Annotated in this window: 10 protein-coding genes; 3 read left to right on the top strand and 7 right to left on the bottom strand. The window is 58.1% G+C overall.

From position 1 onward, the window contains the following. Window positions 1-86: 86 nt before the first annotated feature. Window positions 87-1064, top strand: a complete 978-nt coding sequence (locus OHL20_RS19680; RefSeq protein ID WP_263384855.1) for a glycosyltransferase family 2 protein — start codon at window positions 87-89, stop codon at window positions 1062-1064. Here the strand turns inward: OHL20_RS19680 and bla are convergent, their stop codons facing one another. Together bla and OHL20_RS19690 are read right to left on the bottom strand one after the other, a co-directional pair. Next, window positions 1065-1919: a subclass B3 metallo-beta-lactamase gene (bla, locus tag OHL20_RS19685; protein ID WP_263384856.1), complete on the bottom strand. Its 855-nt coding sequence runs from the start codon at window positions 1917-1919 to the stop codon at window positions 1065-1067. 24 nt (window positions 1920-1943) lie between these two features. Beyond that, window positions 1944-2447 (bottom strand): DUF2199 domain-containing protein, encoded by a 504-nt coding sequence (locus OHL20_RS19690; protein WP_263384857.1) that lies wholly within the window; start codon window positions 2445-2447, stop codon window positions 1944-1946. Between the two features lie 152 nt (window positions 2448-2599). On the opposite strand from OHL20_RS19690, the gene OHL20_RS19695 reads away from it, so the two are divergent. After that, window positions 2600-5089, top strand: coding sequence for a TonB-dependent receptor (locus OHL20_RS19695; RefSeq protein WP_263384858.1), 2490 nt, complete (start codon window positions 2600-2602; stop codon window positions 5087-5089). A gap of 265 nt (window positions 5090-5354) precedes the next feature. Then, window positions 5355-6275 (top strand): vWA domain-containing protein, encoded by a 921-nt coding sequence (locus OHL20_RS19700; protein ID WP_263384859.1) that lies wholly within the window; start codon window positions 5355-5357, stop codon window positions 6273-6275. Window positions 6276-6345: 70 nt separating this feature from the next. Here OHL20_RS19700 and OHL20_RS19705 read toward each other — a convergent pair whose 3' ends face one another. The 5 genes from OHL20_RS19705 to OHL20_RS19725 all read right to left on the bottom strand — a co-directional run bounded on the left by OHL20_RS19705 (window position 6346) and on the right by OHL20_RS19725 (window position 11240). Next, window positions 6346-6732 (bottom strand): DUF6294 family protein, encoded by a 387-nt coding sequence (locus OHL20_RS19705; RefSeq protein WP_263384860.1) that lies wholly within the window; start codon window positions 6730-6732, stop codon window positions 6346-6348. Window positions 6733-7241: 509 nt separating this feature from the next. Next, window positions 7242-8918, bottom strand: a complete 1677-nt coding sequence (gene groL / locus OHL20_RS19710; RefSeq protein WP_317890976.1) for a chaperonin GroEL — start codon at window positions 8916-8918, stop codon at window positions 7242-7244. 78 nt (window positions 8919-8996) lie between these two features. Next, a complete protein-coding gene (locus OHL20_RS19715) occupies window positions 8997-9296 on the bottom strand; it encodes a co-chaperone GroES (protein ID WP_263384861.1) in 300 nt (99 codons plus the stop codon). A 334-nt stretch (window positions 9297-9630) separates the two neighbouring features. Beyond that, the gene (locus OHL20_RS19720; protein WP_263384862.1) at window positions 9631-10467 is read right to left on the bottom strand and encodes an ABC transporter ATP-binding protein; all 837 of its coding nucleotides are present in this window, start codon (window positions 10465-10467) and stop codon (window positions 9631-9633) included. Then, window positions 10464-11240 carry an MlaE family ABC transporter permease gene (locus OHL20_RS19725; protein WP_263384863.1) on the bottom strand — a complete coding sequence of 259 codons (777 nt, stop codon included), beginning with the start codon at window positions 11238-11240 and terminating at the stop codon, window positions 10464-10466. Before OHL20_RS19725 ends, OHL20_RS19720 begins: the two co-directional genes overlap by 4 nt. Between the last annotated feature and the right edge of the window lie 117 nt (window positions 11241-11357).

Here is an 11357-nt window from a genome sequence, read left to right on the forward strand (position 1 = left end):
GACCTGATTCAGCGGAGTCTCTTTTGCATCGTAGAGTCAGCCGAAGATGACGATGGCTTTTGTGCACTGCGGGGGTAAAATAAGGTGTGCTGAAATACTCTATCGTCGTTCCATTTCATAACGAAGAAGATAACGTTACGACGCTCTACGACCGCTTGAAGGGGGTTATGGATCAGGTCGGCGAAACGTTTGAACTGGTGTTTGTCGACGACGGTTCGCGTGACCGTACGTACCGTTTGCTTGAAGAGATCGCCGCGGTGGATAGCCGGGTTATGGTGATCAAGCTTCGACGGAACTTTGGTCAGACGTCGGCCCTTGCTGCGGGCTTTGACCATGCGCAAGGCGAGTTCATCCTGGCGATGGATGGCGATCTGCAGCACGATCCGCAGGAGGTTCCGACGTTCCTGGCAAAGCTTGAAGAAGGTTACGACGTCGTCAGCGGTTGGCGTGTCGCGCGCGTCGATAACGTGATGTTGCGCCAGATTCCGTCGCGTGCGGCGAACTGGCTGATGGCGAAGCTTTCGGGTGTGGACATCCATGACTTTGGGACGACCTTCAAGGCGTACCGTCGCGAGGTGATCCAGAACATTCCGCTGTATGGGGAGATGCACCGGTTCATTCCGGCGCTGGCCTCCTGGTATGGCGCGAGCATCTGTGAGATTCCGATCACGATCGTTGAGCGGGAGCATGGCAAGAGTCACTACGGCATCTCGCGGACGTTTCGCGTCTTCTTCGATCTGCTCACGATTCGTTTTTTGCTGAAGTATATGACCCGGCCGCTTCACTTCTTTGGAACGATCGGCGCGCTGGGCATGATGGGCGGCACCTTTATGGCGATGTGGCTGCTGGTGCTGAAAGTCGCTACAGGGCAGAACATCATGCTGCTGCATGGTCCGCTCTTTGTAATCGCTGGTGTGCTGATTCTTGCGGGTGTGCAGATGATGGGGATCGGCCTGCTGGGCGAGTTGCAGGTTCGTCACTTCCACACGGCTAACAACCGGGCACCGTATGCGGTGGATCGGATACTGCGGCTGCGTTCTTCGGAAGAGAGCCTGCTGCAGTAGCTAGTGCTTTGTGGCGGTTTGTTTCGCTAGTTCTCTGCGGTAAGCCTGCTCGTGGTCTTCTACGAAGGATGCATAGCCTTGCGGATCTACGAAGGGATTGGCGCTGCCTTGTCTGATCTGTGCAAACTTTTCGTTGAGTGCAAAGTAGCTGCCGTGTGCGCCTAAAAAGATGTCGCAGGGTAGCGACTTGAGAGTGCGGAAGGTGCGGGCGTAGTCGGCTGACATCTGAGGGTATTTTGGATCGCCTAGGAGCTTATAGCCGGGATTGATGCCCGTGCTCCCAATGATGACTACGTTGTAGGTTCGGCTGGCTTCGGTGATGCGCATGGTCCAGGTGGTGCAACCCTTGGTATGGCCTGGTGTGAGGTGTGCGGTGAGGATCGATCCGCCTAGCTTTACTTCGTCGCCGTCGTGCAGGGTGCGATCTACCTTGGCGGGAGTGTAGGAAAGGGACCTTCCGCCGTAGAAGAAGTCGGCTTTGCCGCCGCTCTCGACTACGGGAACGTCTGCGTCCATGACCTCATACTTTGCACCGGTGAGCTGCTTGATGGAGGCGCTTCCAGCGTCGTGGTCACGGTGTGCGTGGCTGATGAGCAGGATCTTGACGTCGTTGAAGTGGAAGCCTAGGGCTTCGACGTTGTGGCGAATCTGCGGGACGGAACTTTGCAGGTTGCTGTTGATGAGGATCAAGCCTTCGGGTGTCGCAATGAGATAAGAGGCGAGATCGTTGCTGCCAACATAGTAGAGGTTGCCGACGATGCGAAATGGTTGATGGTTCGCTGTCCACTCGGGATTATTCTGCGCTTCAAGCTGCGGGACGAGCAGGAGGCAAAGGATGAGGTATCGAAGAATCATTGGTTCAGGGTAATCGGTGCATCGCTAATCATCGTCGTGGAGGATCATTTCGGCTATTTGCTGGACGCGCTGGAGCGTGATGCCATGACTCTGCTCAATGGCGAGGGGATGTTCCTGATCGACGACTTCAAAGTGTGGTCTGCGTCCGACAACCTGGGTGTGGACGCGAACCTCGAGGTTGAAGGTGTCGCCGAAGGGGAAGATGTTGGTGTTGAGCCAGCCTGGAAATGGCGGCGTCTGCTCGCGGCCCTCTGTGCTCCAACGTTCGGTGGTGAGGAGAAAGCTCTTGGGGCTGACCTCGGCCCAGACTCCCCAGATGAAGGGATCTTCAAAGCCTTCGACCGGGATCGGTATTCGGCCGCGCAGGTAGAAGTCCTTGCCATCGACGACACATTGATCCACGGTGTAGACGACCCGCTGCTCGAACTCTTCCGGCGGAATTCCGGCTACTGCGAGCGGTGCCTTGACGCTATAACTCATTGGGAGCGGGTCGTGCTGCTCGCCACAAACGGTACACAAAAAGCCCATTCGCCTATTGTTCCATAGAGCGATGGCTGGCTCTGCTGCTTTGACTTGGACATGGCGAATCCCATACAACTTAAGCTATATCTGTGAGTCCTTTGCGACCTGCGTCTGCGGCTCTCGTGCCGATTCCCGAGAGAAAACGGAGTACTTTCACCATGATCTCTACCTTCCGCCGCGCTGCACGATGCTTTACTTTGCGGGCGATTGCGCCGCTTATGTTCCTTTCTCCAGTTGCGGCTCACGCTGTGATCGTGCGGGGGACTGTAACCGATCCGCTTGGAGCGGCTATTCCGTTTGCCAAGGTGGAGCTGGTGCAGGGTAAGCGTGTCGTCGCTATCGCGCTGAGTGGCCCTGAAGGATCGTTTGAGATTCTGACGGATGCCCATGGTCGTTTCCTTCTGCTGACCTCGGCACAGAGCTTTGCTGTGGGGATTGGGCAGGACTTCTATGGCGGGCGGACGGAGACCATCTCTCGGAATGTCGTGTTGAGTGTGGCGTCGATCACGGAGCGGGTGACGGTCACGGCGACTGGAGCGCCGACTCCGCTGGAACAGGTAAGTTCGGCGGTGACGCTGATCCCAACCCGCGATCTTGAGACGCGGGTTGGGCTGCTGGATGACCTGCGGCAATCGCCGGGGACTGTGGTCGTGCAGACGGGACAGCTTGGCGGCGCTACCTCGCTGTTCGTGCGCGGTGGCAACTCGGATGCGAACAAGGTGCTGATCGACGGGATTCCGGCGGAGGATGTTGGCGGTGGATTCGACTACGGGACGGTGTCGACGACGGGTTTTGGCAGCACGACGAACCTTGGGACGGCGATCGAGCTGTATCGCGGACCAGATTCGGTTCTGTATGGATCGAACGCGGCGGCTTCGGCGCTGAGCCTGACGACAACTCGTGGGACCTCGCTGCGGCCGGTGTTCAACTACTCGGGCGATGCGGGGAATTTCCATAGCTATCGGAATGAAGGGACGCTGAGCGGCGCGTTCCGCAAACTGGACTACTTCGGGGGGTTCTCACGGTTTGACACGTCGAACTCTATCCCTCTGGAACGGTTTCATGCGACGACTTCGGTGGTGAACATTGGGGCTGACCTGATCGCGAATACGCAGATGCGGTTCACGCTGCGGAACACGGATTCGGCTTCGGGACTGCCGAATGCTCATGACTTCTATGGTGTTTCGCAGGATGGTAAGCAATCGGATCAGGATCTTTATTCGGGTGTGACGGTCGAGAATCGGTTGCTTGGGAATCTGCATACGTTGGTGAGCTATGGGATTGCGCGGAAGCGAGAGCAGGCGGCTTACTACGGGAATCCTGGGACGCTGGTGACGATTCCGAGTGCGTTTGGGCCGTTCCAGGCATATGTCGGCGATCTGGTTACATTTACCGGGGCGAATGGCTATTCGGCTACGGGACAGGCACAATTTTTCAGCACGGATCGGGATCAGGATTCGAATCGCGATGAGCTTTACTATCAGACCGACTACACCTTTCCGCATCGCATCTTTGCGCTGTTCGGCTTCCGGTATGAGAACGAGCGTGGCGTCTTCAACGCGCCTGCGTTTGGGGAGAGTAATTCTATAAAACGAACGAACTTCGAGTACACGCTACAGTTTCAGGGCGACATCAAGAACCGGCTGTTCTACTCGGCTGGTGGAGCGATTGAGAAGAACCATCTCTATGGCGTTGCGGGGACGCCACGAATTGGGCTGGCTTACTTTCCGGTTCGTCCAGGCAGCAAATGGTTTCGTGGGACGAAGCTGCGGGCCAATGTTGCTACGGGGGTTCAGGAGCCGAGCCTTGCTACCGAGTTTTCGAGCCTCTATCGCGAGCTGTTGCAGGCTGGCGATACCGCGGATATTGCGAAGTTTTCCATCGCTCCGCTTGGCCCTGAGCGGTCACGGACGCTTGATATCGGTGTCGACCAGAACATCCGGGGAGAGAAGCTGATCTTCAAGGGGGGCTACTTCCATAACCAGTTTTCGCATCAGCTTGAGGGCGTTGCTCCGGGTGATCTGCAGACTTACTTTGGGGTTACGATCAGTCCGGCGAATGATGCGGCGTTCCTTGGTGCGGAGCTGAATTCACTGGCGTTTCGAGCGCAGGGGATTGAGACGGAGTTGCAGTACCAGCCGTTCAACCGGCTGTTTCTTCGCGGTGGCTACACGTATCTTGATAGCGTGGTGAGCCAGTCTTTCTCGGGTGATGCGGCTGCTGCTCGGCAGGGGGTTCCGGAGATGAACCCGAATCTGCCGGGGATTGCGATTGGAAGCACCTCGCCGCTGATTGGGGCGCGGCCGTTTCGGCGTCCTCCGCATACTGGCTTCTTTGCGGTGCAATATAGCGGTTCGAGTTTTACGTGGGCCTTCAAGGGCGCGCTTGCGAGTCGTGCGGATGACTCTACATTTCTGGGTGCGCTTGATACTACTTTGAATGGCAACACGTTGCTGCTGCCGAATCGAAATCTGGACTACGGGTTTGCGAAGCTGGATACGAGTTTCACGTATCGAGCTACCAGCCATGTGAGTGTTTTCTCTCAACTGGATAATTTGCTGAGTCAGCAGCATATCGGTCCGATTGGTTATCCAAGTTTGCCGTTTACGTTTCGGACGGGATTGAAGATACGGCTCGGCGGAGAGTAGTTCTGGGGACTTACAAGTTTTTTCTCCAAGTCCAAGGTCTAACAAAACATTGGACTTAGGCTTGGACTTCAACTTGGGTCGGTGAGCGTTTCGAGACTTATCTGCGCTGAGGGACCTCTTCTGGAGGCGATGTTTGTCAAACAGGGCACTTTTATTCAGGACGTGTTTATCTGAAGATTGTCTTCCGCGCCCGGTTGGCGTAGATGAGCGTCTAATGGGTAGAAGCTATTTTGAAATGACGAAGATACAGATAGAAGGAAGACTCATGAAGAAGTACCTCCCCATCGCCCTGCTTTCCCTTGGACTACTTGCTCACGCGCAGGAGGGTCCGCTGCCTACGCAGGTGCTTGTGACTGCCGACTCGAAGGACGCTCCGCCGCTGACGGCAAGCAGCCTGATCTTTGAAGTGAACCGTATGAAACAGCCACCTACCAGCCTGGTGCCGGTGACACCGGCTACGGCACAGGTCGCCCTGCTCATCGATGATGGTCTGCGCGAATCGGTTGGTCGCGAATTGAATGCGCTTCGCGCGTTTGTGACGGGGCTGCCTGCTGGAACCGAGATATTTATCGGGTATATGTCCAACGGTGCGATTCGCCAGGAGAGCTTCTTTACGACAGATCATGAGGCGGCGGCGGCCAAGCTTCGGTTGCCGATTGGCCTGCCGGGCGTGAGTGCGAGCCCTTATTTCTGCCTCTCCGAGTTCGTAAAGAACTGGCCGACGGAGGGCTTCAACGGTGGCGGTGCAACGCGGAAGGCTCGTTTTGTGTTGATGATTACGAACGGCGTCGATCCGTATAACGGCAGCACGAGCATCCTGAACCAGGACAGCCCCTATGTCGCTTCGGCGATTAAGGACGCGCAGCGTGCAGGAGCTTCCGTTTCCTCCATTTATTTCGCGGATGCGGGATTTCGTGGCGGTCGTGGAAGCTTCAGCGGACAGAGCTACCTGGCGCAGATGGCCGAGGGAACAGGTGGCCGGTCGTACTGGCAGGGAACTGGTAATCCGGTTTCGATGGTGCCGTATCTCGAGCAATTCCACAAAGATATTCTCGAGACGTACGTTGCGACGTTCCCGGCTGCAGGCAAGGACCTTGTGGATGTGCGGGTGAAGACGACGGTTCCTCACCTGAAGGTGCGGACGGCAATGCTGGTGCGTCCGGGTAATGTTGAGATTTCGCAGTAGGTAGTAGAACAGCAGTCGTAGGATGAGGGCCATGCGCGTGCATGGCCCTCGCTGATTGCACCGTCATGCCTCAGCAGGAGCAGTTCTGGACTGCGCTTGCGATTCCGTTGAAGTAGTCTGGCGGAAAGGAGAACTGCGCCACCCAGCCATACCGGGGAGGAGGATTACCGTCCTGCATGTGCGGGCTGTCGAAGGGACCTACACTGAAGAGGGTCGCTCCGTTGGAGCCCTTGATCTGGAATCCTGCGTGCCAGATGTCGCGGTTGGTGGTGTGGTAGGTGAGGACCGTCGCGGTCCATGTCCCGGTGCCATCGGAGTGGAAGGTGAGACGGCCATTATCCTGCTGGCAGTCGCCGCGGTGTAGCTCAGGCCAGGTGAGGACCTTGGTCTGCAGTGCCTGCATGTGAACGTCGGACGCTGTCTCTTCCAACGGTTTTACTGCGGTTGTTGTGCTCATGATTCATCCCTCTTCAGCTTGATTTGTAGAACCTTGTCCCGTGTTCAGGGAACGCTACAAGGTTTGCGCACCCTGCCAGAGATGTTCTGGCGATGAATGGTGCAGCGCTGGACCGGATCGTTTCATGCGAAACGACGCCTGAAACAGGGCCAGGGCTAGAACCTTGGGTTACGCTGAAGCTGGGTGGTCAGGTTCGACTTGTTTTCGGGATCGCTCTCACGAGTTGGACACAAACATAGGCCCCATCGGGTGGGCGGGATGAGAGCAAGGGCGACCGCAGGTCCTTCGGCTTCGCTCAGGATGACAGGTTTTTGGGGGACGAAGAAGAAGCAGCGGCTGTTTGTACCCTTTACGATGACAGTCTCTGGGGTGGGGATGAGTGCGAAGGCGGGCGGAGGTCTCCCTCGGGAATGATCACCTGAGGGCGAAGAACCTACTAAATGGATGCAGCAACAGGAAGGCCCCGGATGATCTCGGGGCCTTTTGTTTTGTTGCGTGATGGTGGAGGCTTAGTACATGCCGTCCATACCGCCGCCGCCGCCGTGCTGGTGACCGCCGCCGCCCGCTTCCTTCTTCTCGGGGATGTCGGCAATCATGGCTTCGGTGGTGAGCATGAGACCGGCGATCGAGGCTGCGTTCTGCAGAGCAGTGCGCGTTACCTTGGTCGGGTCGATGACACCGGCAGCAACGAGATCCTCATAGGCGCCGGTTCCGGCGTTGTAGCCGAAGTTCGGTTCCTTGGACTCGTGGATCTTGCCGATGACGACTGCACCCTCTTCGCCGGCATTCGAAACGATCATGCGAAGTGGCTCTTCGATGGCGCGGCGAATGATCGTTGCACCGATCTTCTCGTCACCCTCGAGGGTCTTGATGACCTCCTCGACTGCGTAGGTGCAGCGAATGAGAGCAACACCGCCGCCGGGGACGATACCTTCTTCGACAGCCGCACGGGTTGCGTGCATGGCATCTTCGACGCGAGCCTTCTTTTCCTTCATCTCGGTTTCGGTAGCAGCACCGACCTTGATGACGGCTACGCCGCCGACGAGCTTGGCGAGACGCTCCTGGAGCTTCTCACGATCGTAGTCGGAGGTGGTCTTCTCGACCTGAGCGCGGATTTCCTTGACGCGGCCAGAGATATCGTCGTCCTTACCGCCGCCGTCGACGATGGTGGTGTTGTCCTTGTCGATGGTGACGCGCTTGGCGGTGCCGAGGTCTTCGATCTTGACGCCCTCAAGCTTGATGCCGAGGTCCTCAGTGATCGCCTTGCCACCGGTGAGGATGGCGATGTCCTGCAGCATAGCCTTGCGACGATCGCCAAAGCCGGGAGCCTTGACGGCTGCGACGTTGAGCGTGCCACGGAGCTTGTTGACGACCAGGGTCGCGAGCGCTTCGCCGTCGACATCCTCAGCAATGATGATGAGGGGCTTGGCGGTGCGGGCGATCTGCTCGAGCAGGGGAAGGAGGTCCTTCATCGAGGAGATCTTCTTCTCATAGATGAGGATGTAGGGGTTCTCGAGGGCTGCTTCCATGCGCTCTGCGTCGGTGACGAAGTAGGGCGAGAGGTAGCCGCGATCGAACTGCATGCCTTCGACGACGTCGAGCTGGGTCTCCATGGTGCGGGACTCTTCGACGGTGATGACGCCATCCTTGCCAACCTTGTTCATGGCTTCGGCGATGATGGTGCCGATCTGGGAGTCAGAGTTCGCGGAGATGGTGCCGACCTGGGCGATCATCTCGCCCGAGACGGGCTTCGAGAACTTGCTGAGGGCTCCGCCCTGGGAGACGCCGTGCTCATCGCGCTTGCCGATGATGGCCTCGACGGCCTTATCGATGCCGCGCTTGAGCGCCATCGGGTTTGCACCGGCGGCGACAGTCTTGACGCCCTCACGGTAGATGGCCTGGGCGAGAACGGTGGCGGTGGTGGTACCGTCGCCGGCTACATCCGAGGTCTTGGAGGCTACTTCACGGACCATCTGTGCGCCCATGTTCTCGAGGGAGTTCGAGAGCTCGATCTCCTTGGCGACGGTGACGCCGTCCTTGGTGATGGTGGGGGAGCCGAACTTCTTTTCGATGACGACGTTGCGACCCTTAGGTCCAAGTGTCACCTTCACTGCGTCAGCCAAGATGTTGACGCCGCGCAGGATAGCCTGTCGCGAATCTTCTCCGTGCAGAATCTGCTTTGCCATGATGCTTACTCCTAATATGTTGTTGCTGCTGTGTTTTAAGGTTTTGCGCCCTAAAGGCGCGGCTGCCGCACGCAGTGCTTACTTCTTGAGGATGCCGAGGACTTCTTCTTCGCGCATGATGAGGAACTCTTCGCCGTCGAGCTTGATCTCGGTGCCGGAGTACTTGCCGAAGAGGATGCTGTCGCCAGCCTTGACGTCGAGCGGGAATACCTTGCCCTCGTCGTTCGACTTGCCCTTGCCAACGGAGATGACTTCGCCTTCTTGCGGCTTCTCTTTAGCGGAATCGGGGATGATGATGCCGCCGCGAATGCTCTCGCCTTCTTCGACGCGCTTGACCAGGATGCGGTCGTGGAGCGGTGTGAACGATGCAGTTGCCATTGCTTTACGTCTCCTTGTTGCGATTTTGGCGAGTGGACATCCTCGCGTTTGAACAGCGCAGCCTGCGGATGCTGACTGCGGGACCCTGCGGACAAGCCGACTGCTTCGGGATTTTGGCCGTTAGCACTCTTGCCCTACGATTGCTAACTTTAGTGAGTTGGGATTTGCTTGTCAACTGGCTTGGTGTGAAATGTGAGTGAATGTCGCGCAGATGTTTTTGGTTGAAAGAAAAAAGCAAGGACAGACGCAAGTTCCCTCCGGGAATGACAACCGAAAGGCAACCTCCGCGTCCTTCGAATTCGCTCAGGATGACGGGGCCTGGGCCGGTGGGAGATTAGGAGAGGAAGTTTTTTAGCCAGGGGTCTTCGGAGTGGACCAGTTGTTCGGTAGTGCCGTGGAAGACGATCTTTCCTTCGTTGAGGACGAGGAACATGGTGCTGGCGTCAATGCCGTTATCGGGGATGAGTTCCATCTTGTTGGTTTGCTGATTGAAGCGGTTCATGGCGAGGACAAAGGCGTCCTGAAGGCGGTGGGTGATGAGGAGGGAGGTGGCGTTGGAGACGTCGCGCTGTTTGACGACGAGTTCGACGATGGTGGTAGAGGTGATGGGGTCGAGGCCGCCGGTGGGGGAGTCGTAGAGGATGAGGTCGGGGCCGGTGATGATGGCGCGGGCGATGGAGACGCGGCGGCGCATGCCTCCAGAGAGCTCGGAGGGGAATTTGTCGATGGCGTGTTCGAGGTCGACGAACTTGAGGGCTTCGACGACGCGGTTGTGGCTTTCCTCCTCAGGGATGCGCTGCTCGTGCAGGCGGAAGGCGATGTTTTCTTCGACGGAGAGGGAGTCGAAGAGGGCAGACTCCTGAAAGACCATGCCGATGTGGGCGCGGAGGGCGTAGAGATCGACCTCGGACATGGTGGTGATCTCCTGCCCGAAGATCTCGATGGTGCCGCTGTCGGGGCACATGAGGCCATTGGCGAGCTTCATGAGGACGGACTTGCCGCCGCCTGCAGGGCCAAGAATAATGAGGGTCTGGCCGGCTTCGACGGAGAAGGAGATGTTCTGGAGGACGGGCTTGAGGTCGAAGGCGATGGAGACGTCATTGAAGACGACCACGGGGCCGGGCGGGACCTGAAACTTCTCCTGCTCGGCGGGCGCGGTGGCGGTGCTCATGAGAAAAGCCCGATGAAGGCGCGGCTGATGAGGAAGTCCACGACGATGATGGTGACGGAGGAGACGACCACGGCCTGGGTGGTGGAGCGGCCGACGCCCTGGGTGCCGCCCTTGGTGTTCATCCCGAAGTAGCAGCCGACGCTGGCAATGATGAAGCCGAAGAAGATTGCCTTGGTGAGGCCCTGCACGACGTCCGAATAGACGAGGGCGCGGTAGGAGTTGTGAAGATAGGACGAGGCGTTGAGGCCGAGGAGGGCTACGCTGACGAGCGCTCCACCGGCGATGCCTACGGCGTCCGAGAGGATGGTGAGGAAGAAGAGCATGAAGACGGTGGCGATGATGCGGGGGGTGACGAGCTTGCGGGTGGGGTCGGTGCCGAGGGCGCGCATGGCGTCGATCTGCTCGGTGACCTTCATGGAGCCGAGTTCGGAGGCCATGCCGGAGGCGTTGCGGCCGGAGACCATGAGGCCGGTGAGGACGGGGCCGAGTTCCTTGACCATGGAGAGGGCGACGAGATTGCCGGTGAGGGAGACGGAGCCGAAGCTTCTGAGGGCGGTCGCGGACTGGAGGGCGAGCACGCAGCCGGTAAAGAAGCCGGTAAGTACGACGATCGGCAGCGAGCCTACGCCGATGGCGTCCATCTGCGTGAAGATGTCGGCCCAATAGCGGGGGCGGGAGAAGAGATTCGCGATTGCGCGACCGGACAGGACGGAGTACTCCTGCAGGGCGGAAATCCTCTCTTTGGCGAAGACCTCGGGGGAGACTAATGGCATGTAATTCTCTGGCTCAGGTTATCAGATGCAGTGGAGTGGATCTTTGACTGTCTTTGGTGACTGGATTGAATGGAGACGAATGGTGGGCCTTACGCGTCAATAGGATACGTGGCTGCG

The organism is Granulicella arctica (assembly GCF_025685605.1).
Taxonomy (GTDB): Bacteria; Acidobacteriota; Terriglobia; order Terriglobales; family Acidobacteriaceae; genus Edaphobacter; species Edaphobacter arcticus.

What these genes read in the sequence shown, in the direction of transcription:
- bla (WP_263384856.1), bottom strand. Translation starts at nt 1,919, where the DNA reads ATGATTCTTCGATACCTCATCCTTTGCCTCCTGCTCGTCCCGCAGCTT.
- OHL20_RS19690 (WP_263384857.1), bottom strand. Translation starts at nt 2,447, where the DNA reads ATGGGCTTTTTGTGTACCGTTTGTGGCGAGCAGCACGACCCGCTCCCA.
- OHL20_RS19695 (WP_263384858.1), top strand. Translation starts at nt 2,600, where the DNA reads ATGATCTCTACCTTCCGCCGCGCTGCACGATGCTTTACTTTGCGGGCG.
- OHL20_RS19700 (WP_263384859.1), top strand. Translation starts at nt 5,355, where the DNA reads ATGAAGAAGTACCTCCCCATCGCCCTGCTTTCCCTTGGACTACTTGCT.
- OHL20_RS19705 (WP_263384860.1), bottom strand. Translation starts at nt 6,732, where the DNA reads ATGAGCACAACAACCGCAGTAAAACCGTTGGAAGAGACAGCGTCCGAC.
- groL (WP_317890976.1), bottom strand. Translation starts at nt 8,918, where the DNA reads ATGGCAAAGCAGATTCTGCACGGAGAAGATTCGCGACAGGCTATCCTG.
- OHL20_RS19715 (WP_263384861.1), bottom strand. Translation starts at nt 9,296, where the DNA reads ATGGCAACTGCATCGTTCACACCGCTCCACGACCGCATCCTGGTCAAG.
- OHL20_RS19720 (WP_263384862.1), bottom strand. Translation starts at nt 10,467, where the DNA reads ATGAGCACCGCCACCGCGCCCGCCGAGCAGGAGAAGTTTCAGGTCCCG.
- OHL20_RS19725 (WP_263384863.1), bottom strand. Translation starts at nt 11,240, where the DNA reads ATGCCATTAGTCTCCCCCGAGGTCTTCGCCAAAGAGAGGATTTCCGCC.